The following is a 21660-nucleotide window of genomic DNA, read 5'->3' on the forward strand; positions in this document are numbered from 1 at the left end:
CTGCAATAACGTACAAGATCGACACCGGCACGCTGCGTAGCATCGGGGCATCCAACAGTCAGGAGCCCCCAGATGTCCAGCTACCAGAGCGTCAACCTCGCCCAGAAATACAGCCTGTTCACCGAGCAATGGCAACCCAAGGTGGTCGCCGAGATGAACGACTACCAATTCAAGATCGCCCGCCTCGAAGGGGACTTCGTCTGGCACAGCCACGCCGAGACCGATGAGACGTTCATCGTGGTCGACGGCCAGTTGCGCATCGATTTTCGGGACGGGTTCGTCCTGCTCAATGCCGGCGAACTGTTCGTCGTGCCCAGGGGCGTGGAACACAAGCCCTATGCCGAACGGGAGGTGAAGCTGATGCTGATCGAGCCCAAGGGGGTGCTGAACACCGGCGATGAAATCACCGAACGCACGGCGCAGAACGATATCTGGATCTGAGGCAGGTGCAGCGCCCGGCGCTGCCAGTGCGGCCAACCGGCCGTAGAGAGGTGGCTGCCCATAAACGGCAGGCATAAAAAAACCGGGAGTAAACCGTTTGGGTTCGGCTCCCGGTTGTCAGTACGCATTGGCTCAACCCGAGGTGTTCTGGCCGCCAAGCTGGAGGAACTGCACGGACTGTACGTAACCGTTGCTGTCCTGGTAGACCATGGTGACCGGCACCACACCGACTTCCTGGCTGACGTCGGTCAGCGAGATCACTTTCTTCACATCCAGTTTCATGCCGTACTCGTAGTTCGGCGCCTGGGTGTCGGCGTTATCGGCGGACGCGGCGAAGGCAGCGGGAGCCAGAGTGAACAGTGCAGCGGCGAGGGCGATGGTAGCTTTCATGTCGGTAACTCCTGAGTGATTTAACGGTAAGTACATGCAGTTACCTGATCGGTCCGGGCGTCTGTGCCTGGGGTTTCGTCCGGTATCTGCTGGGGACGGGGTTAGTTAACCACCGCGTATTCCCGCCGAAAAATCGACCCGATTTGTACCAAAGATCATTGCCACTGATAGTTGAGCCTGATCGATCAACGAGCATCGATAGTCGAGCACCATGGGCGTGCCGCTCCGCTCGCCCGCCGTCTCGTAACTCGCCTTGTTGCATGCGGGCCGCTTTGTTATACCTGCCAGCCTCTCGCCAGGATGACCGCCCGATGCGCCACGACAGCCGCCTCTCCCGCATGCTGCACGTACTGATCCACATGGATCGTCACGCCCAGCGGGCGACCTCCGACAACATCGCGCAAATGCTCGGCACCAACCCGGTGGTGGTGCGCCGTACCATGGCGGGCCTTCGCGAACAGGGCTACGTGCGGTCGGAAAAGGGCCATGGCGGCGGTTGGACGCTGGCGCGCCCGCTGAGCGAGATCAGCATGCTCGACATCTACCAGGCCCTGGGCGAACCGCCGCTGTTCGCCATCGGGCTGTCCAACGAGAACCCCAGCTGCCTGGTCGAACAGGCGGTCAACGCCTCCCTGACCGAGGCCCTCGACCAGGCCCGCGCGCTGCTGCTCGAGCGCCTGAGCGGCATCACCCTGGCGGACCTCGCCGCCGATTTCGAGCAGCGTTACCACACGGTCATGGGACGCGCCCCCGACTGACCCGCGCCGGCCACCGTCGGTCGCCGAAATGCACTTTTTTTGCAGTTGAAACGCCCCAGGATGCGGGTTTTTCCCGTCTCGTTCGTCCTAGTAAGGTGAGCGAGAACAAATGCGAATCAATCGCCGATGCTATATGATGCTCAGCGCATCCTGATCGCGTCTTCTCCGCTCGACGCTGCCTGACTCCGACAACCCGCGATAAAGACTCCGATGTATGTCTAAGAAATCCCGTTCGAAACTCTGGTTTCTGGTTCACAGCTGGCTGGCCCTGCCGATCTGGTTCTTCGTCCTGATCGTCTGCGTGACCGGTACGCTGGCCGTTGTCAGCCAGGAAATCGTCTGGCTGGCCAACCCCGACGTCCGCGCCTCCAAGCCCTCGGACGACGCCGAGCTGCTGACGTTTGGCGAGCTGCTGGCCGCCATCAACAAGGCCGAACCGGAGATTTCCGTGCGTTCGCTGACTCGCCCTGACGAGTCGCACTTCGCCATCACCGCCCGGGTTAACTACCCCGACGGCAGCTCCCCTACCCTCTACGTGAACCCCTACACCGGGGCCATCCAGGGGGTCAGCCCGCAATTCGATTTCCGCCAGTTCACCCGTGCCCTGCATGGCTGGTGGCTGGTGCCGTTCACCAATGGTTTCAGCTGGGGCTGGTACCTGGTGTCGCTGCTGGGCCTGCCGATGCTCGCCTCGCTGGTCACCGGCCTGGTGGTCTACAAGCGTTTCTGGAAAGGCTTCTTCAAGCCGCGCCTGCGTTTCAACCAGGGTGCCCGTATCTTCTGGGGCGACTTCCACCGCCTGAGCGGCATCTGGTCGATCTGGTTCATCGCGGTGATCTCGATCACCGGCGTGTGGTTCCTGATCCAGGCCATCCTGTTCGACAACCACGTCACCATCAGCACCGAAGGCGTGCCGCCGGTGGTGGCGCGTGAAGACGTGCCGAGCACCGCCGATGGCCGCCCCGCTCCGTGGATCGCCATCGACGAAGCCGGCCGCATCGCCATCGACAAGATCCCGAGCCTGGACATCAGCTCGGTGTTCCTGCCGGCCAACGCCTACAGCCACATTTTCGTCGAAGGCCGTGGCTGGTACCCGCTGATGTACCAGACTGCCGGGGTCAACCCGTACAACGGCGAGGTGGAGTACTCCCGCCTGCTGGGCGACCGCAGCAAGCTGGAGTTCGTCACCGAGTCCATGCGCCCCTTGCACACCGGTGATTTCGGCGGTATCTGGGTGAAGATGATCTGGTTCGTGTTCGGCCTGCTGCTCAGCATGATGGTCCTCAGCGGCATGCTGATCTGGAGCAAGCGCACTGTCCAAGCCACCGCAGCCGCGCTCAAGCGCCCTGCCCGCAAGACCCAGCCGGCCGCCCTCGCGCGCACGGAAACCAGTGAGGTGACCCCATGAGCAACGCGGTAGCCGCACAACAGCCTTCGACCCTGGCACGCCTGTGGCGCAAGTGGCGCTTCCACCTGAGCGTCGTGCTGCTGATCATTCCGCTGGGCTTCATGCCCAAGTACTTTCAGGACGTGGCGCTGTTCCGTGGCGACAGCGGCCTGGGCGAGCGTGAGTTCGGCGAACTGCAGGTCGGCCCATACAACGTGAAACTGGCCGAACTGCGCGCCCAGGCGCCGCTGCTGGACGGTCCGGCCGGCTACATCAAGACCTTCAACGCCGCGCTGTGCAAGGCCTGCATCGACCAGGTCAAGGCCACCTACGTGCGCGTTGGCAAGCCACGCAGCCTGCGCGCCGCCGGCGGTATCTTCTTCGGCAGCCCCTACCGCATGAGCGCCAACGTACCGATTCCACCCCGCACCAAGCCCGATGCCGATCTCTGGATCACCATCGAAGGCTGGGACGGCGTGGTGCACCAGGCATCGATTCCGCTTGCCGAAGCATCCCCCGCCACCATCGCCTGGCTGAAGCAACAAGGAGGCAAATGATGATTACCAAGATCCGTAACCGCTGGAGCCTGACCGCTGGAGCCGCCTTGCTGCTGCTCGGCACCCAGGCCTACGCACACAACCCGATGTGCCAGTGCGAAGAGCACGGCACCGAGGAAATCCGCTGCACCGGCGGTTTCTCCGACGGCAGCGGCGCCCCGGGCGTGACCCTGGATGTGATCAGCTACGACGAGAACATCCTGGTGCCCGGCAAGCTCGGTGACGATTCGACCATCACCTTCAAGCGCCCGGACGGTGAGTTCTACGTGCTGTTCGACGCAGGCCCGGGCCACGTGGTGGAAGTCGATCACACGGAAATCGGTGGCCAATGACCGTTCAAGTGGTACGCCCGGCCGGCGCCGGGCATGAAACGCTGTATGTCCTGCTGTGCTGCCTGTTCATCGTGGCCCTGGCCGCTCTGGTCGTGAGCCTGCACGCCGAGACCGACGAGTACGAAAGCGTGGCCAGCGGCCAGCTCGATGCCCGGCGCGACCTGAGCCCTGCCGAGCAGGGCATCTACGCCGACCTGCGCATCGCCTACGAAGAAATCCAGACCCGCCGTCACGAAGACGACAGCCTGCTCACCCCCGACGACCTGGCCGAGGAAGGCTTCCCGCCGTTCATCGCCGACGCCAGCGCCACCACCCGGGGCGCCCACCAGTGGCAGGTCCTGCAGGCGGACACCGCGCCCGTTTATCTGGGGCTCAGCCAGGACGCTGAAACCGCCGGCTCCTTCCTGCTGTTCATCGACCTCGACGGCACGGCAGAAAGCACCGCCCAGGTGTGGCTCAACCGCACCGCCGCGACCGGCCTCCCCACCGACCTGGGCGAACAGGCCCTGAGCGAAGCCGGCTGGAAGCAGGTGGTCGCGCAATACGACGCCGGTGTCACCCGTCAACATCGTCACTGATCCTTCCGCCCTCCAGACAGAAGACGCTCTCCGATGCTTATTTCCTCGTTGTTTTCCCCGCGTAAGCGCCCCCTGCTGCGGGTCGCGCTGCTCGGCCTGATCGCTGCGGTCCTGATGCCCTCGGCCATGGCCGAAGATGGCAAGCGCCTGCGCATCGGCATCACCCTGCACCCCTACTACAGCTACGTGACCAACATCGTCGGCGACCATGCCGAGGTGGTGCCGCTGATCCCGGCCGGTTTCAACCCCCACGCCTACGAGCCCCGCGCCGAAGACATCAAGCGCATCGGCTCGCTGGACGTGGTCGTGCTCAACGGCGTGGGCCATGACGACTTCGCCGACCGCATGATCGAGGCCAGCGAGAAGCCCGGCATCGCCACCATCGAAGCCAACGCCAACGTGCCGCTGCTGGCCGCCACCGGCAACGCCGCCCGCGGCGCCGGCAAGGTGGTCAACCCGCACACCTTCCTGTCGATCAGCGCCACCATCGCCCAGGTCAACAACATCGCCCGCGAGCTGGGCAAGCTCGACCCGGACAACGCCAAGACCTATGCCCGCAACGCCCGTGCCTATGGAAAGCGCCTGCGCCTGATGCGTGCCGAGGCCCTGGGCAAGCTGACCAGCGCCCCGAATGCCGACTTCCGCGTCGCCACCATCCACGCCGCCTACGACTACCTGCTGCGTGAGTTCGGCCTGGAAGTGACCGCCGTGGTCGAGCCGGCCCACGGCATCGAGCCGAGCCCGAGCCAGCTGAAGAAGACCATCGACCAGCTCAACACCTTGGACGTGAAGGTGATCTTCTCGGAGATGGATTTCCCCTCGGCCTACGTCGACACCATCCAGCGTGAGTCCGGGGTGAAGATCTATCCGCTGACCCACATCTCCTACGGCGAATACACCAGCAAGAAATACGAAGAGGAAATGGCCCGCAACCTCGACACCGTGGTCCGTGCCATCCAGGAGGCCGGGGCATGACCGCGGTGCAGAACCTCGGTGAACAACCGGTGCGCAACGATGCCAGCCGCGGCCCGACCCTCGATTTCCAGCACGTCGGCCTGACGCTGGGCCGCACCGTCATCCTCGATGACGTGACCTTCCAGGTCGCCCCGGGCAGCGTGCACGCACTGGTCGGACCGAACGGCGGCGGCAAGAGCTCGCTGATCAAGACCCTGCTCGGGCAGATGCCGCACCAGGGCCAGCTGAGCCTGGACTGGGCCGGCGAACCCGGCACCATCGGCTACGTGCCGCAGGCCCTGGAATTCGACCGTGGCCTGCCAATGACCGTGGACGATTTCATGGCCGCCATGTGCCAGCGCCGCCCGGCCTTCCTCGGCCTGTCCCGTCACTACGCCCAGGCCATCGAAGCGGCCCTGGCCCGCGTCGGCATGCAGGACAAGCGCAAACGCCGCATGGGTGCTCTCTCCGGCGGTGAACGCCAGCGCGTGCTGCTGGCCCAGGGGCTGATCCCCATGCCGCAACTGCTGGTCCTGGACGAACCGATGTCGGCCCTGGACGAAGCCGGCATCCAGGTCTTCGAACGCCTGCTGGTGGACTGGCGTCAGGCCGGCATGACCGTGCTGTGGATCGAGCACGACCTGGAAGCGGTCGGCCGCCTGGCGGACCGGGTCACCGGCCTGAACCGCCGCGTGCTGTTCGACGGCCCGCCCGCCCAGACCCTCACGCCAGACCGCCTGCTCACGCTGTTCTCCAGCCACCCGCGCAGCAGCGACCAGCCCGCCGGGAGCCCCGCCGCATGACTTTCGATTACGAACAATTCCGCCTGCTGATCCAGGGCTGGGCATCCTCCGGCTACCTGCCCGAAGCCCTCGCCTACGGCTTCGTGGTCAACGCCCTGCTCGCCGGCCTGCTGATCGGCCCGGTGCTGGGCGGCCTGGGCACCCTGGTGGTGGTCAAGCGCTTTGCCTTCTTCTCCGAAGCAGTGGGTCACGCGGCCCTGACCGGCGTGGCCATCGGCATCCTGCTCGGCGAGCCCTACACCGGCCCCTATGGCAGCCTGTTCGGCTACTGCCTGCTGTTCGGCATCCTGCTCAATTACCTGCGCAACCGCACCGGCCTGTCGCCGGACACCCTGATCGGCGTGTTCCTTTCGGTGTCCCTGGCCATGGGCGCCAGCCTGCTGCTGATCCTGGCCGGGCGCATCAACGTGCACATCCTGGAAAACGTGCTGTTCGGCTCGGTGCTGACCGTCAACGGCAACGACCTGGTGGTCCTGGCCGTGGTCGGGCTGATGGTCATGGGCCTGGCGCTGCCGCTGTACAACCGCATCATGCTGGCCAGCTTCAACCCGCAACTGGCCGCCGTGCGCGGCGTCGCGGTGAAGACCCTGGATTACCTGTTCGTGGTGCTGGTCACCCTGATCACCGTCGCCGCGGTGAAAGTGATCGGCGCGATCCTGGTCGGCGCCCTGCTGGTGATCCCGGCCGCGGCAGCCCGCCTGCTCAGCCAGTCGCTGAAAGGCTTCTTCTGGCTGTCCGTGGTGATCGCCACCGTCAGCACCCTGGCCGGCATCATGCTGCCCATCGTGCTCGACCTGCCCATTCCGTCGGGCGCCGCGATCATCCTGGTCGCCGGCCTGACCTTCGCCCTGTCGGCCATTGCCCGGGGCACCCTGCCCAGCCTGAAAGGGAATATCGGATGAACCTGAAACCCCATTGCCTTGGCCTGGCCCTGTTGCTCGCCGGCCTGCCCGCCCTCGGCCACGCCGCCCAGGCCGCCGCCCCTGCCGCACAGAGCCAGCAATCGGTGACCGTGCTCGCTTCGCTGCCGATCACCTACGGCCTCGGTGAACTGCTGCTCAAGGGCACCGACGTGAGCCTGCAACGCGCCGCACCGGCCAACCTGCCGGGCACGCGCCAGGTGTCCTACTTCAGCGGCCGTGGCGCCGGCAGCCTGCAGAAACTGGCGGTCAAGGCCGACGCGGTGATCGGCCTGCGCTCGATCTGGTCCGATGATCCGCTCTACCCCATGGCCCGCCGCAGCAATATCCGCATCGTCGAGATCGATGCCGCACGGCCGGTGGACGGCGCCCTGCCCGGCATCGCCACCCAGAGCGACAGCCGCGCCGCCGACGGCCTGAGCAGCCAGCCGTGGCTGGCCATCAACAACATGGGGCGCATGGCCGATGTGCTGGCCGCCGACCTGGTGCGCCTGGCGCCCCAGGCCAAGCCCCAGGTGGAAGGCAACCTGGCGGCGTTCAAGCAGCACCTGCTCAAGCTCAACGCCGACAGCGAAGCGATCCTGGCCCGTGCCGACAACCTGACCGTGGTCAGCCTGTCGGACCGTTTCGACTACCTGATCAGCGGCCTCAACCTGGACCGCGTGGACGTCGAGCTGCCGGCCAACAACGACTGGAGCCCGGAAGCGCTGAAGGCCCTGACGGAAACCCTCGAGGCCGATGACGTGGCGGTGGTGCTGCTGGCGCAGAAGGCGTCGGCCGAGCTGGCCGCCGCCATCGAAGCCGGTGGCAGCCAGGCGGTGGTGCTGGAGGCCGACGACAGCACGCCGCTGGCCACCCTCGATACGCTGATCGGGCAACTGCTCAAGGCCCTGGGCAACGGCTGAGCCGTGCCCCGCGAGGCGTCGCCAATGTTGGCGGCGCCTCCCCCTTCCCCTACTTCAACACCCCCAGCAGCGACCACACGCGTCGCGCCTCGGCATCCGCCGAGATCAGCTCGTTGAGCAACTCGTTGAGCGGCTTGTTGCCCCACTCCACCGCCCGCCGGATCAGGTACGGCACCGGGCTGTGCGGCTCGGTCCTGGCCAGGTAGTCGGCGATCAGCTCCAGCTGCCGGTACGCGTCGTCGCGATTGCTCAGGTTCTGGGCGTCCACGGTTCTGTTCCCCTCGACTTCCTCGTTATCCGTTTGCCGGGCCTCGACCGTCGTCGGCAGCGGCTCTGCTGGCTGCGGGCTGGGGCGTTGCGGGTGCGCGTCGATGAAGCCTTGCACCAGCGTAGCCAGGGCCGCGATCACCTCGCGCAGCGGGCTGTAGCTGGGGCCGATATCCCCCAGCCAGGCGTCGCTCCACTGATCCAGGCGCTGCAGGTTCTGTTCGCTCGCCTCCAGGCTGCCCTTCTTGCGCAGCCACACGGCGATCGGCACCTCGCGCACCCGCTCGTTCAGCTTCTGCTGGCGCAGGTGGGCCACCTCGGCAGCGGCCTTGGCCGCCTTGCTGTCGGCGCCGACCACCTGCTGGTGTTGCAACTGCTGCCAGTCATGCAGGGTAAAGGTGGCGAAATCGCCGCCTTCGTCATCGAACAGCGGCACCCGGGTGTGCAGCACCGTGGCATAGGTGCGGGCCAGCCAGTCCAGGGGCGTCACGCGCCACGACTGGTCACCGTCCTCGGCCTGGGGGTGCAGCGTCTCGGGGTAACGCTCGCACAATCCGGCCACCAGCCCCAGGGCACGGGGCAGCGCATCCGGCACCTGCCGGTGCAGCCAGGCCTCACCCAGCCAGGCGGCGACCATCAGGTCCTTGCTGCGGGTCTTGAGCAGGTCGCTGGCCAGGCGCTCCACCGCCGCCCAGTCACTGCGCTTGACCTCGGCCTTCCACACCCCGGTGGGCAGGCTGGTGTCGTCTTCGCGGCGCATCTCCCGCAGGCGATCGAAGTCCGGCTCGTAGCGCAGGCTCACGCCACAGGGCGCCTCGTCGGAGAGGGGCGCCAGCAGCGCCTGGAGCAACTCGGGAGCAGGTGCGTCGGATAACAGGCTCATGGGATCTCCTGGACGCTGAGCAACGGGGTGTCGTCGATGGCGAACGGTGACTGCGGCGCCCGCACCGGCAACGGCTGGACCGACAACGGCAGCTTGCCGCCCTGGGTCATCAGGGACAGGCGCATGAACATCTGGGCCTGGGTGTCGGCGGTATAGGGGGCATGCACCGGCAGTTGCAGGGTCAGGGGGAACTGGGTGTGGTCGACGCTCGGCTGTCGCTGCACCGACACGTGCGAACGCATCAGGCGCAACAGCGACCAGGGGCCGGTGTACTCCCAGCCGGCTTCCAGGCCATGCACCGCCAGGCTCGGCTGCAGCGGGTCGTTGGCCGGGCGCTGCGAGCCGTTCTTGGCCCAGCGCAGCACCAGCCGCACCGGTTCACCCACGGTCCAGTTCAGGCGTTTCTGCTCGTCGCCCGGGTAGACGATGGACTGGCTGCCGGTGTGCAGCCCCCAGGCGATGATCTGGTCAGCGCCCCGCTCGCCGTCGCGGTCGGTGCGCCACAGGATGTCCATGTCCAGGCCGATCACGCCGTCCTGGTCACGCACCAGCAACGGCCCCAGCCAGACCCGGGCCTGCTTGAGCCGGTCGAGAAAATCCTGGGCCGCCAGGCGGTCGGCGGAGCGGCTGTAGATCAGCGCGCTCTCCGCCTGGGCCAGGCTGGAATCGATCAACTGCACCATGTAGCGCACCCGGTCGGGGTCGGCGTCCTTGGCATCCACGTCGTAGGAAAACGGAAAGCGGTCGGCCAGGTACTGGTTGAAGTAGCCGGCCAGCTGGTTCCAGGCCAGGGCCCCGCGCTGCTGCTGCAACACCATGCAGCGTTGCTGCGCCTGGTTCCACAGCGCCAGGCCACGCCGGGAAACATCGTCCGCCCCGCGCGGCACGGCGGCCGACTGCAGAATCTGCGCGCAGCTCTGGGCGTCCATGTCGATGAAGTCGCGGCTGACCAGTTGCTCGAACAGCGCCGGCGCGCTGACCGGGTTCTGTCCCTTGTACTTGAGCATCTCCTCGTTCAGGGCCAGCAAGCGGCTGACCTTGCCGTAGTCGCTGGCCGACAGGTTGGCCTGCTGCACCTTCAGCCACTCCAGGGCGGCCACGTGGTCTTCGGTGGTTTTCTGCATGATCGCGAACTGCTGGGTGAGGCTCAGCTTGAGGTCCTGGGCATCGGTGGAGCGGAACAGCTGCAGCCCCAGGTTCTTGCCGCCGTCCCACTGCTCGATGGCATAGCGCGGGTGGAACACCGGTAACACCTCGACCTCCTCCAGCGCCCGCTGCACATCGGCCAGGGCCCGCTGGTTGAGCACGTTCTGGAAGGTCGTCGCCAGGTCCGGCCGCTTCAGCTCGACGAAGGCCTTCTGCAGCAACAGCGCCTTGTCCGCCGGCACGTCGAAGGTCTGCTGGGCCCGCAGCCGCGGCAGGTTCGCCCGGCTTTCCAGGCTGACCCACATCGCCGTGGCCGCCGCGCTCTGTGCTGCCCCCAGCAAGGCGGCGCGGTAGACCGGCGGAATCTGCGGCAGTTCGCGGCTGGCGTAGCCCTTGTAGCTGTCGTAGAAGTCCAGCGCAGCGCCCAGGCCGTTGCCATCCACCGACTGGGTGCGGCCCGAGGTCTCGTCCTGGCGCAGGGCCAGCGCGACGAAGTCGTACTTGAGCAGGCTGTCGATGGCGTTATCCAGGCCGATGATGCCTTCCTGCAGCGACAGGGCCCCGGTACTCTGCTGCACCAGCAGGTTGTCGCTGGTGCCGGCACGGGCCACCCACTGGTCGCGGAAAGCGCTCTGCAGGCGCGCGGCCTGGTCGTCCACCGACTTGGCCACCGAGGGGCCGAGCAGCGTGCTCTTGTCGACGTCCTCGAGCAGCGCCCGGTAGCCCGGCACCAGGTCGCGGCCACTGCTGCGGCTCCAGGCCGAGTTGGTCAGGCCGATAACCTCCTGCAGGTCGTCGATCAGGGCGCTGGTGGTTTCCAGCTCCTCCAGGGAATTGCCGTAGCCATCCCGCAGCTTATTGACCTGGATACGCAGGTAACCCGCCGGGCGCACGAAGTTGTCGCTCAGCGAATACTGGGCCAGCCAGAACTGCATGAGCCGCTGGAAGTGCTCGGTGATCAGCGGCCGGCTCTTCTGCAGGTCCAGCGCCTGCATGCCACGCGGCGCGGCGGTCGACAGCACCCGGTTGTAGTAGCTGCCCCGGCGCAGGGTGCCGACGTTCAGGTTCAGCCCGAAGGCGCTGTTGCTGATCTGCGCCAGGTCATCGAGCGGCCCGTCGGGGTGATTCAGCGCGTGGTAGAACAGCTGGTTCTGCTGCTCGACCCGCAGCGCCTTGTCCACCAGCGCCCGGGCATTGACGTAGTTCGGCCACAGCTCCGGGTCACTGCCCTCGACCGTGGAGCCCCGCCCGCTCGGCTGGATGCGGCTCAGGGCCTGGTACTCGGCCTCCATCAGTTGATACAGCGGCTGGTAGAGGTGGGTCACCGCACTGTGGCGCAGGATGTCGGCCAGGCGGCTGTCGAGGGAGGAAAACCACGAGGTCGGGAACGCCGGGGAGGTGTAGCGCCAGCGCGGCCCCTGCTCCAGCACGCTCCAGAAGGTCTGCACGTTCTGCCGAGTCAGGTCGCGGCGACGGGTTTCATCGTTGATCGCCACATACTGCAACTGTGCCCGCTGCAGCACCGTGGCCAGCCGCTCCGCATCCCCCACCGCATCGCGCCAGGCCCAGGCCATGCCGGCCACCCACAGCACCGCCACCACCAGGGCGCCCGCCCCCACCACCCGCTGCCAACGCTGGCGCAGGCGCAGGATGCGCGGCACCGCCTGGGCCAGGCCCTGTTCGGCGAGCAACCGCTGATGCCAGAGCCCGGTGGTAAGCAGGCTGCGACGTGGCGCGCTGGCCGCCGTGTTGCCCCAGTCATCGTCCTCGGCGACGGCCTGGCTGGCCGTCAGGTACAGGCCCCGGAACCGCGGTGCTTCGCCCAGGGCGTTGCCCTGAAACACCGGGTCCAGAATCAGCTGCAGGTTGTCGTGCAAGGCGTCGAGTTGCTGGGGCAGGCGGTACAGCTCATCGCTCACCCCGCCGGACAACGTGCCCAGTTCGAGCATCACCTCGGTCACCGAACGACTGATCTCGTCCAGCGCCGCGTCGCTCCAGTGCGGCTGCCAGGCCGCCTCCACACCATAGGGCGATGCCCAGCCCAGGCAGGATTCGCGGCTGTCTGCCGGCAACGCCGCCAGCAGCGCCTGGAACCCCGGCACCTCTTCCATACCGGTGACCACCACGTACACCGGCAGGCTCAGCCCCAGGCGTTGCAGCAGGTCGATGAACTTGCGCCGTGCCGCCAGGCCATAGGCCGACGCCTGGCCGCCGTCGAGCAGGCGCTCGGCCGGAATGGCCCAGATAATCCCGTCCAGCGGCCGCTGCGAACGCAAGCGCAACAACAGACCGAGCAGACGCCACCAGGCGGCCACCTGGGTGCCGGCGCCCTCGTCCGGCACGAACAACGCATCCGGCACCACCAATACCGCACCGTCCGGGTCGGCCCACCAGCGCCCGAACCAGGCCGGCTTTGCCGTGGTCCTCAGGCGCCAGCTGGTGCACAGCTGGGCAGCGCGCCGCTCATCGCCGAGCATCAGCAACCAGGGCATGTCGTAACGGTCCTGCACCGCCAGGTCGCGCTCCATCTGGCGCAGCGCCGCATAGAAACTGCGCACCGCCGAGCCGGACTGGGTGCGCAGCCACCCGATCAGCAGTCCCAGCGCCAGCAGCAGGAGCAGCACGCCCAGTACCCACAGCAGGATCGTGGTCAGGCTCATGGCGCCTGCTCCAGGTACGACTCAGGCACCAGGTGCAGCACCGGATCGAGGTGCTGGGCGATGTCGCGCCAGCACAGGTGCCCCACCGCCGACAACAGGAGGATGCCGCCGAAGATCGCCAGGCCCAGGCGCACGCCATCCGGCAGCGAACGCCGCACCGGCAGGCGGATCGGCGCCGCGCGGCTGGGCGACTCGAGGGTCTCGGTCACATCCGTCACGGAAGGGTCGCGTTGCCAGGCCAGGGCGAACAGCGCGTGCCGCCATTTCTCGTGGATCGCCTGGCCACGCTCACCGCGCAGACGGCCATGGAAGCCCAGGATCAGGCACTGCAGGTAGACATTGGCCAGGTCGCGGCTGGCCGGGGCACGCTCGTCCAGCAGGCGCTTGATCGCCACTGGCAGGCGCTCGCCGGCGTTGCGACTGCCGTACAGGCGGGCCTCCAGGGGCTTTTCCTGCCAGGCCGACTGGCCGGCCCAGGGGGAAAACAGCAGGGTTTCGTCCAGCAGCGCGACGAAGGCGTAGACCAGCGCCTTGACCTGCAGCACCGACGACTCGCCGACGCTGGCGAACGCACCGCGCCACAGCCGGCGGGTGATCTGCACCGCCTGTTCGGTGGTGCGAAAGACCAACTTGCCATCGCTGTCCTCGTCCCGTTCCAGGACCTCCCACACCCCCTGCCACTCCTGCCAGGCGCTGCGAAACGCGGTGCTCAGGGGTGACTCATGCAGGCCTTGTAACCGACTTCCCTCAGGCATACGACGTCCTTATCCGTGCTACACGGCGTCACCTTCGTTGGCGACAAACAGCACCACTTGCCAGGGACTGTTGCCTTGTCCTTGCCCGGACGAAACGATGTGCAGCGGCTGGGCGGGATCGAACCACTCCCCGGCCGCCTGCACCACGAAAATCCGCGTGTCGTCGCCCACCCCGTAGGCCACCTGCTCGCGCCGGCCCATGGCCTGGTGCGGCACGCCGCTCATGCGCTGACGCACGAGGGTCGGAATGTGGCTGGCCGAGGCGATCACCGCCCTGCCCAGCCATTCCGACGCCGCCTGTTCATGGCTGCCGGCCGGCATGCGCAGGCCGATCACCAGGCGCTGGCGGCGCTGTTCGCCGTCCGGCAGCTGGATGCTGAAACGCGACCCCTCCTGGTGGAACGGCAGGCTGCGGTACCCGGCGCGAATCAGCTCCAGGGTCATGCCGAGCCACTCGAGCACCGGGTCGTAACTCTTCTGCAGGTCGAGAAAATCCAGGGCGGGGAATGCCGGCACCCCGGCCGTCAGGTCCAGTGCGCACCAGTTGCCAGCCATGCCGGTCAGCAGGCCATACAGGGCATCGGGGGACGCGACGCGGCTGTTGAGTGCCGCTTCGACTTCCGGCAACCGCGCCCACAGGGCAGCCAGTTGGCGGCGAATTTCGTCGATATCGTCATCATTGGCGGCTTGCTGCGCATGCCGCAGGCGGCCGGCGAGAAACATGCATTTCTCCCGCGCCCGAGCACAGAGGGTCACCACCTTGCGCCCCAGCACCGACTCGGGCAGCACCCGGGGCGTCGGCGCCACGTAGGGCAACTGGGTATACCCGCCACCCTCTTTGCCGATCTTCAGCAGCGGCAGGTACACCGCGTCGGCCTTCTGCGCCTCGGGAATCAACCGCAGGTTGGGTCGCCACACGGTGATGGCTTCGGGGTGTTGGCCGCTGGCCAGATCGGGCAGCGCTTCGCTGACCGACGACTGCATGCGGCCCTTGAGCGGCACCAGTTGCCCGGCGCGCCACAGGGGGTTGATGGCCAGCCCAACGGTGACCATGGCATTCACCGAGGCATCGATGGCCGGTGCGATATCCAGCTCCAGCGGCGCGTCCACCCCTGGTGTCACCATCACCGGCAGGCCGTCGGGCAGCACCGCCTTCAACGCCAGCACCCGCACGCGGCCGGCGCACAGGGCCACCGGGTCGAGATCGAGCTCGGAAACGCCCCAGAACAGCGGATTACCGGCCTGGGCCAGGTGCGCGGTCAGGGCTTCGGCGCGCAGCCCCTGCAGCTGGAAGTGCTGGGGCAGCAGTTGCATGCCCTCATGCCAGCAGACCGCGTCAGGTAGAACACTCATACCACTCCCCTCGACATCCGATGTGGTGCCCGGTGGGGCACGGGGTCAACGCTGGTCGTCACCCAGCAAGCGCATGTCCCTGCTTTCGAAGCGCAGCCACACCTTGTGCTGTTCGCCAAGGCGCAGCCGATGAACACCGGGTGTGTTATAGCCGGCAAAGACCAAAAGTCCAGCCGCGGCCTCGCCGCCAAGCGGAAAGTCGTCCGACTCCATGAACTGGCCCGGCACCAGTTCCAGGCTCCAGATCGACATGAGTTCGCGGTAGTCGCGCTGGTACTGCTCGCGCTCGGCGAACCACTGCCGCGCGGGGATGGCGGCCAGCAGCTTGAGCAGATCGGCGTCCTTCACCGCAATGAAATCCACGGCGATCGGCGAGTCGTTGTTGGCCCGTGGCGCGACGTCCAGGATCAGCCTGTCCAGCTCTACCCTGGGGCTTCTCCAGGAGCAGGCGGTCAGCACAGCGACCGCGACGACACCGATCAGAACCCTGAAAAAAATCGTTCGTCCCTGCTTCATGCGCATCCAAAATTTTCAATTTGCATTTTTATAGACCTGTTCTAGCGTCTTTGGTAGTTCGTCGGCCGGCTCGCTCGGCACCGCGAATCAGAGGGATCGCCAAGGACCGGGATCGTGTAGCTGCGAGCACCGTCACTCCCGCGATCCGGCAAGGGAGTGCGATGACCAGGGAAACCGATGCATTGCGCTCGAATCATGCATCGGAGCCCCATCGCCATGGCTGAAAGCACCCAGCACAAGCTAGACCGGATTCGCCCGCCCCGCGTCCAGATCACCTACGACGTCGAGATCGGCGATGCCATCGAGAAGAAGGAATTGCCGCTGGTCGTCGGCATCCTTGCCGACCTCTCCGGCAAGCCGGACACCCCCCTGCCGAAAGTCGCCGAACGGCGCTTCATCGAAATCGACCGGGACAACTTCAACGACGTCCTCGCCTCCATCGCCCCCCGCGCCGCGGTCCAGGTCGACAACACCATCAGCGGTGACGACAGCAAGCTGAACGTCGAGCTGCGCTTCAACCACATCGACGACTTCGACCCGGTGAGCATCGTCACCCAGGTCACCCCGCTGCGGCGCCTGTACGAAGCCCGCCAGCGCCTGCGCGACCTGCTGACCAAGCTCGACGGCAACGATGACCTCGACAAGCTGCTGCAGGACGTCGTGGCCAACACCGAAGGCCTGCAGGAAATCAAATCCGCCGCCCCGAAACCCGCCGAGGCCGCCCCGGCCGCTGACGGTGAAGCGCCTGCCGAACCACAAGCCTGATCCCCACCCGTCTTCAAGGAGGATTCGCCGTGCCCAAGTCCAGTGAAAGCAAATCCAGCGAAAGTACGACCCAGACTCTGTCCCTGCTCGACCGCATCATCGCCGAAGGCCGCATGGCCCACGATGACAGCCAGCAGGACTACGCCCGCGACATGCTCGCGGAATTCGCCACCCAGGTACTCGACGAAGGCATGGCCATCGACAAGGACACCGTGGCGATGATCAACGACCGCATCAGCCAGATCGACGTGCTGATCAGCGACCAGCTCAACCAGATTCTCCACCACCCCGAGGTGCAGAAACTCGAAGCCTCCTGGCGCGGCCTGCACATGCTGGTGCAGAACACCGAGACCAGCACCCGCCTGAAACTGCGCCTGCTCAACGTCAGCCAGAAAGAGCTGCAGACCGACCTGGAAAAGGCCGTCGAATTCGACCAGAGCGCGCTGTTCAAGAAGATCTACGAAGAAGAGTACGGCACCTTCGGCGGGCACCCGTTCAGCCTGCTGGTCGGCGACTACACCTTCGGCCGTCACCCGCAGGACATCGGCCTGCTGGAAAAACTCTCGAACGTCGCCGCCGCGGCCCACGCCCCCTTCATCGCCGCCGCCAGCCCGCGCCTGTTCGACATGAACAGCTTCACCGAGCTGGCCGTGCCCCGTGACCTGGCGAAGATCTTCGAGAGCCAGGAACTGATCAAGTGGCGCTCGTTCCGCGAGAGCGAAGATTCGCGCTACGTCTCCCTGGTGCTGCCGAACTTCCTCCTGCGCCTGCCCTACGGGCCGGAAACCCTGCCGGTGGAAGGCATCAACTACGTCGAAGACGTCAACGGCACCGACCACGGCAAATACCTGTGGGGCAATGCCGCCTGGGCCATGACCCAGCGCATCACCGAGGCCTTCGCCCTGTACGGCTGGTGCGCGGCGATCCGCGGTGCCGAAGGCGGCGGCGCGGTGGAAGGCCTGCCGGCCCACACCTTCCGCACCAGTTCCGGCGACATTTCCCTGAAATGCCCGACCGAAGTGGCGATCACCGACCGCCGCGAGAAGGAGCTCAACGACCTGGGCTTCATCGCCCTGTGCCACAAGAAGAACAGCGACGTGGCGGTGTTCTTCGGCGGCCAGACCATCAACAAGGCCAAGCTCTACAACACCAACGAGGCCAACGCCAACGCGCGTATCTCGGCCATGCTGCCGTACGTGCTCGCCGCCTCGCGCTTCGCGCACTACCTGAAGGTGATCATGCGCGACAAGGTCGGCAGCTTCATGACCCGCGACAACGTGCAGACCTACCTCAACAACTGGATCGCCGACTACGTGCTGATCAACGACAACGCGCCCCAGGCCATCAAGGCGCAGTACCCGCTGCGCGAGGCCCGGGTCGACGTGTCGGAAGTCGCCGGCAAACCGGGGGCCTACCGTGCCACGGTGTTCCTGAGGCCGCACTTCCAGCTGGAAGAGCTGACCGCCTCGATCCGCCTGGTCGCCGAGCTGCCGCCACCGGTGGCGGCATAAGGCCTGTTCCCCCCGCCGCCAACGGCGGGGGCTCCCCTAGCGCGACCCCATTACCCAGGAGTTTCAAGCGATGGATGCGATCATTCTCGACCTCGGCGGCGACATCAAGGGCGACTGCCTGCTCGAGGGCTACACCGACAAGATCGAACTGATGTCCTACAGCCACAACGTGGCCATGCAGGTTACCAACGACGTCAGCAACTCGGAGCGCACCTCCGGCAAACCCCACATCGGCGAGTTCACCGTCACCAAGTTCATCGACACCTCGACCCCGTCGCTGAACGAGTTCTGCTGCGCCGGCAAGCCCCTGCCGGAGGTGAAGGTCACCATCGGCCGCAACGCTGCCGAAGGCGATGGCAAGATCCTGCCGTTCATCGTCTACACCCTCAACAACGTGGTGTTCTCCAACGTCAGCGTCAGTGGCGGTGCTGGCGGCAAGCCGGTGGAAACCCTGTCGATGAACTTCACCAAGATCAAGTGGGAGCTGACCGCCCAGAAGGACGATGGCTCCAAGGAAGGCACCGCCGCGTCCACCTGGGACCTGGCCGCCAACAAACTCATCAAAGCCTGATCCGGCTTCGTCATGCGCCTTGTCGACCCGGGTTTCCAGCCGCCGCTGTTCGAGCGCCTGGCCGCTGGCGAAGAGACGGTATTCGACCAGGATGCCCTGGCCGACTCGGTGCGCATCGAACTGCTGCGACTGCTCAACACCCGGCGGGCTCCGCGCCCGCCGGGCACCGCCCTGACCATTCTCGACTACGGCATCGGTGACTGGACCGCCCTGCAGGCCCAGCGCCTGGACGACCGCCGCCTGCTGACCCGGGACATCCGCAACGCCATCCAGCACTTCGAACCGCGCCTGCAGCTCAGCGACGTCGACGTGCAGGTCGCCCCCGACCAGCAACGCCTGCGCATCCACCTCAACGGCGCATTGCGCAGCGGCACCCGCCACTGGCCGGTGACCTTCATCCTCGAAGACCTGGCGGACACCTGGGAGGTGCGCCATGAGCGACTCGATCGATGACCACCTGCTCGACTACTACCAGCGCGAACTGACCTGGCTGCGGCATGCCGGCGCCAGCTTCGCCAGCCGCTACCCCAAGGTGGCGCGGCGCCTGGAACTGGCCCCCGGCGAATGCCCGGACCCCCACGTCGAACGCCTGCTCGAAGGTTTCTCGCTGCTCGCCGCCCGCCTGCAACGTCGCCTCGATGACGACTACGCCGAATTCAGCGACGCCCTGCTCGAACAGCTCTACCCCCTGGCCCTGCGCCCGCTGCCGTCCTGCGCCATCGTGCAGTTCGAGCCGGACCCGACCAAGGGCAACCTCGCCGAGGGCTATCACCTACCCCGCGACACCCCGCTGTTCGTCACCACCAGCAGCGGCGCCAGCATCCACTTTCGCAGCACCGCCGACACCACCCTGTGGCCGCTGACCATCAGCGAAGCGGTGCTGCTCGACACCGACGAGACCCAGGCCCTGGCCGGCGTCGCCCACGCCGGCTCGGCCCTGCGCCTGACCCTGCGCTGCATGGCCGGCGTGACCTGGCCGGAACTCACCCTGGACAGCCTGCGCCTGCACCTTGCCGCCTCGCCGGTGGTCAACGCCGCCCTCTACGACCTGATCGCCGCCCACACCGTGCAGGTGCTGTGTGGCCCGGCCGGCAGCACGCCCCAGGTACAGACGGGCCTGCCCGAGGTGGTGGGCTTTACCAGCGACGAAGCCCTGCTGCCGGACGAAAGCGGCCTGCACCCGGGCCTGCGGTTACTGGCCGAATACTTCGCCTTCCCGGACAAGTTCGCCTTCTTCGATGTACCGCTGCGTGCGCCGGCCACCGAAGACGAAGAGGTCTACCTGTACTTGGTCTTCGACCGCACCCCGGGCAAGCGCCTGCACCTGCAACCCAGCGACATCGCCCTGGGCTGCGCGCCGGTGATCAACCTGTTCCCCCGCACCTCGGAACCGCTGCGCCCGGACGGCACCCGCAGCGAGTACCGCCTGGTCGCCGACAGCCACCGCGAGAACAGCGTGGAAATCCACAGCATCCACACCCTGCGCGCCAGCTCGCCGTCCGGCGTGCATCGGGTACCGGCCTACTACGGCTACCAGCACGGCTCCGGCGACAACCGCCTGTACTGGCACGCCCGGCGCATCACCGGCCTGACGCCCAACCGCCTGGGCAGCGACGTGTTGCTGAGCCTGGTGGACACCCATTTCGACCCGCTGCAGGACGCCCCGGAATACAGCCTGACCGCCGAACTGCTGTGCACCAACCGCCACCTCGCCGAATCCCTCGGTGCCGGTACCCGCCTGAGCTTCGAACGTCCCGGCCCGGTCGCCATCGCCCGTCTGCGCAACCCGCCCACCCCGCAGAGCCTGCCTCGCCTGAGCGGCGAGTCACGCTGGCGCCTGGTGTCGCAGCTGACCCTCAATCATCTGTCCCTGGTGGAAGGCGCCCAGGCCCTGAGTGCCCTCAAGGAAATGCTCGGCCTGCACAACCTGCGCGACGAAGCCAGCGCGCGCCGGCAGATCGACGGCCTGCTGGCACTGGACAGCGACCGTGTCGTCGCCCGGGTCGGCGAAGACGCCTGGCGCGGCTGGCGCAACGGCCTGGAAGTCCGCATCCAGCTCGACCCGCAACACTTCGTCGGCAGCAGCGCGGTGCTGTTCTCCGGCGTGCTGGCGCAGTTCTTCTCGCTCTATGCCACTGCCAACCGTTTCGTCAGCACCGTACTGGTTCAAGCCGACAAGGAGATCAAGACGTGGCAACCACAAGCCGGAATGCCGCTCGTACTCTGAGCGCGCGCCTGCGCCACGAGCCGCAGGCGTTCGAGTTGCTGCAAGCGCTGCTGGTGCTGGAGCGCGAACAGCCGCGCGCCACCTCCCTGGGTTGCGGCACCTCGCCCCAGGCCGAGGCCATCCACCTGCGCGGCCCGCTGACCCCGCTGTTCGCCGCCAGCCAGGTGGAAAACCTGGTGATCGAGGAAGACGGCAAGGCGCGCCTGACCACCCCGGTGTTCGGCCTCGGCGGCCCCGACGGCCCCCTGCCCTACGCCTACCAGGAGTGGCTGCAGCAGCGCGCCCGCGCCAAGGACCACGCACCGGCGGCCTTTCTCGACCTGTTCCAGCACCGCCTGCTGAGCATCCTCTACCGCGTGCTGCGCAAACACCGCATCGCCCTCGGTTTCACCGTGCCCAACGCCAGCCCGGTGCAGGACCAGTTGCGCGCCCTCACCGGCCTGCTGCCGAAAACCCTGCAGGAACGCCAGGCCCTCAGCGACTCAGCCGTGCTCTCGCGCAGCGTGCTGTTCATGGGCGGTCGCCGCTCGCTGGCAGGCTTCACCACCCTGGTTCGCCAGCACTTCGGCCAGCCGATCCAGGCCAGTGCCTACGAAGGCGCCTGGCGCAGCATTCCCCCTGCTAGCCGCAGTCGCCTGGGGCGCGGCGCGCGCAACCTGACCCTCGGGCGTACCGCCATCGCCGGCACCCAGGTGTGGGATGAACACGCCGGCATCCGCCTGACCCTGGGCCCACTGGAGCACGAACAAGCCACGCGCTTCCTGCCGGATGGCGAGGCTCACCTGCAGCTCGCCAGCCTGGCCAGCTTCTACTTCGGCCCGGACATGGACTGCTCGCTGAGCCTGCTGGTCAAGGGCGCCGAGCCCCTGAGCCTGACGCGTGGCGGCGCACCGCGCCTGCGCTGGAACACCGGGCTGCAGACGCACACCAGCGACGGCACCTACCGCATCGACACCCGTCTGCGCACGGCGGAGGCCTGAG

The 21660-nt window shown here is 66.8% G+C and carries 22 protein-coding genes; 16 read left to right on the forward strand and 6 right to left on the reverse strand.

Features of this window, described 5'->3' with window-relative positions:
* Positions 1-72 precede the first annotated feature (72 nt).
* Positions 73-441: a cupin domain-containing protein gene (locus N5C28_RS12105; RefSeq protein ID WP_279822564.1), complete on the forward strand. Its 369-nt coding sequence runs from the start codon at positions 73-75 to the stop codon at positions 439-441.
* A gap of 132 nt (positions 442-573) precedes the next feature.
* Here N5C28_RS12105 and N5C28_RS12110 read toward each other — a convergent pair whose 3' ends face one another.
* Positions 574-831 (reverse strand): DUF2790 domain-containing protein, encoded by a 258-nt coding sequence (locus N5C28_RS12110; protein ID WP_279822565.1) that lies wholly within the window; start codon positions 829-831, stop codon positions 574-576.
* Positions 832-1142: 311 nt separating this feature from the next.
* On the opposite strand from N5C28_RS12110, the gene N5C28_RS12115 reads away from it, so the two are divergent.
* The 9 genes from N5C28_RS12115 to N5C28_RS12155 all read left to right on the forward strand — a co-directional run bounded on the left by N5C28_RS12115 (position 1143) and on the right by N5C28_RS12155 (position 8025).
* Entirely contained in the window at positions 1143-1589 is a 447-nt protein-coding gene (locus N5C28_RS12115; RefSeq protein WP_279822566.1) for an Rrf2 family transcriptional regulator, read from the forward strand.
* A gap of 214 nt (positions 1590-1803) precedes the next feature.
* On the forward strand, positions 1804-2997 hold the full coding sequence (locus tag N5C28_RS12120) for a PepSY domain-containing protein (RefSeq protein WP_279822567.1): 1194 nt from the start codon (positions 1804-1806) through the stop codon (positions 2995-2997).
* Positions 2994-3533 carry a thiamine pyrophosphate-binding protein gene (locus N5C28_RS12125; protein WP_279822568.1) on the forward strand — a complete coding sequence of 180 codons (540 nt, stop codon included), beginning with the start codon at positions 2994-2996 and terminating at the stop codon, positions 3531-3533. Before N5C28_RS12120 ends, N5C28_RS12125 begins: the two co-directional genes overlap by 4 nt.
* The gene (locus N5C28_RS12130; protein ID WP_279822569.1) at positions 3530-3865 is read left to right on the forward strand and encodes a hypothetical protein; all 336 of its coding nucleotides are present in this window, start codon (positions 3530-3532) and stop codon (positions 3863-3865) included. The genes N5C28_RS12125 and N5C28_RS12130 overlap by 4 nt, the downstream gene beginning before the upstream one ends.
* Positions 3862-4443, forward strand: a complete 582-nt coding sequence (locus tag N5C28_RS12135) for a DUF6162 family protein (protein WP_279822570.1) — start codon at positions 3862-3864, stop codon at positions 4441-4443. The genes N5C28_RS12130 and N5C28_RS12135 overlap by 4 nt, the downstream gene beginning before the upstream one ends.
* A gap of 114 nt (positions 4444-4557) precedes the next feature.
* Positions 4558-5418: a zinc ABC transporter substrate-binding protein gene (locus tag N5C28_RS12140; protein WP_279822660.1), complete on the forward strand. Its 861-nt coding sequence runs from the start codon at positions 4558-4560 to the stop codon at positions 5416-5418.
* On the forward strand, positions 5415-6200 hold the full coding sequence (locus N5C28_RS12145) for a metal ABC transporter ATP-binding protein (protein ID WP_279822571.1): 786 nt from the start codon (positions 5415-5417) through the stop codon (positions 6198-6200). Before N5C28_RS12140 ends, N5C28_RS12145 begins: the two co-directional genes overlap by 4 nt.
* The gene (locus tag N5C28_RS12150) at positions 6197-7102 is read left to right on the forward strand and encodes a metal ABC transporter permease (RefSeq protein WP_279822573.1); all 906 of its coding nucleotides are present in this window, start codon (positions 6197-6199) and stop codon (positions 7100-7102) included. The genes N5C28_RS12145 and N5C28_RS12150 overlap by 4 nt, the downstream gene beginning before the upstream one ends.
* Positions 7099-8025: a zinc ABC transporter substrate-binding protein gene (locus N5C28_RS12155; protein ID WP_279822576.1), complete on the forward strand. Its 927-nt coding sequence runs from the start codon at positions 7099-7101 to the stop codon at positions 8023-8025. Before N5C28_RS12150 ends, N5C28_RS12155 begins: the two co-directional genes overlap by 4 nt.
* Before the next feature lie 49 nt (positions 8026-8074).
* Here N5C28_RS12155 and tssA read toward each other — a convergent pair whose 3' ends face one another.
* The 5 genes from tssA to N5C28_RS12180 are packed head-to-tail and all read right to left on the reverse strand — an operon-like array spanning position 8075 to position 15605.
* Entirely contained in the window at positions 8075-9175 is a 1101-nt protein-coding gene (gene tssA / locus N5C28_RS12160; protein ID WP_279822577.1) for a type VI secretion system protein TssA, read from the reverse strand.
* Positions 9172-12981 (reverse strand): type VI secretion protein IcmF/TssM N-terminal domain-containing protein, encoded by a 3810-nt coding sequence (locus N5C28_RS12165; RefSeq protein WP_279822578.1) that lies wholly within the window; start codon positions 12979-12981, stop codon positions 9172-9174. Before N5C28_RS12165 ends, tssA begins: the two co-directional genes overlap by 4 nt.
* Positions 12978-13736, reverse strand: a complete 759-nt coding sequence (locus N5C28_RS12170; RefSeq protein WP_279822579.1) for a DotU/TssL family secretion system protein — start codon at positions 13734-13736, stop codon at positions 12978-12980. The genes N5C28_RS12165 and N5C28_RS12170 overlap by 4 nt, the downstream gene beginning before the upstream one ends.
* Positions 13737-13754: 18 nt before the next feature.
* On the reverse strand, positions 13755-15089 hold the full coding sequence (gene tssK, locus N5C28_RS12175; protein ID WP_279822581.1) for a type VI secretion system baseplate subunit TssK: 1335 nt from the start codon (positions 15087-15089) through the stop codon (positions 13755-13757).
* 45 nt (positions 15090-15134) lie between these two features.
* On the reverse strand, positions 15135-15605 hold the full coding sequence (locus N5C28_RS12180; protein WP_279822661.1) for a type VI secretion protein: 471 nt from the start codon (positions 15603-15605) through the stop codon (positions 15135-15137).
* Positions 15606-15821: 216 nt separating this feature from the next.
* On the opposite strand from N5C28_RS12180, the gene tssB reads away from it, so the two are divergent.
* The 6 genes from tssB to tssG all read left to right on the forward strand — a co-directional run bounded on the left by tssB (position 15822) and on the right by tssG (position 21659).
* Complete coding sequence (tssB, locus tag N5C28_RS12185; protein WP_279822582.1) at positions 15822-16370, forward strand: type VI secretion system contractile sheath small subunit; 549 nt, start codon at positions 15822-15824, stop codon at positions 16368-16370.
* A gap of 29 nt (positions 16371-16399) precedes the next feature.
* Positions 16400-17881: a type VI secretion system contractile sheath large subunit gene (tssC, locus tag N5C28_RS12190; RefSeq protein WP_279822583.1), complete on the forward strand. Its 1482-nt coding sequence runs from the start codon at positions 16400-16402 to the stop codon at positions 17879-17881.
* Between the two features lie 70 nt (positions 17882-17951).
* A complete protein-coding gene (locus tag N5C28_RS12195; RefSeq protein WP_279822584.1) occupies positions 17952-18452 on the forward strand; it encodes an Hcp family type VI secretion system effector in 501 nt (166 codons plus the stop codon).
* A 12-nt stretch (positions 18453-18464) separates the two neighbouring features.
* Positions 18465-18905 carry a type VI secretion system baseplate subunit TssE gene (tssE, locus tag N5C28_RS12200; protein ID WP_279822585.1) on the forward strand — a complete coding sequence of 147 codons (441 nt, stop codon included), beginning with the start codon at positions 18465-18467 and terminating at the stop codon, positions 18903-18905.
* Complete coding sequence (gene tssF / locus N5C28_RS12205; RefSeq protein ID WP_279822586.1) at positions 18886-20679, forward strand: type VI secretion system baseplate subunit TssF; 1794 nt, start codon at positions 18886-18888, stop codon at positions 20677-20679. Before tssE ends, tssF begins: the two co-directional genes overlap by 20 nt.
* Positions 20643-21659: a type VI secretion system baseplate subunit TssG gene (tssG, locus tag N5C28_RS12210; RefSeq protein ID WP_279822587.1), complete on the forward strand. Its 1017-nt coding sequence runs from the start codon at positions 20643-20645 to the stop codon at positions 21657-21659. The genes tssF and tssG overlap by 37 nt, the downstream gene beginning before the upstream one ends.
* Position 21660: the final 1 nt, after the last annotated feature.

It is taken from the genome of Pseudomonas sp. GD03944, from assembly GCF_029839275.1.
In the GTDB taxonomy this organism is placed as follows: domain Bacteria; phylum Pseudomonadota; class Gammaproteobacteria; order Pseudomonadales; family Pseudomonadaceae; genus Aquipseudomonas.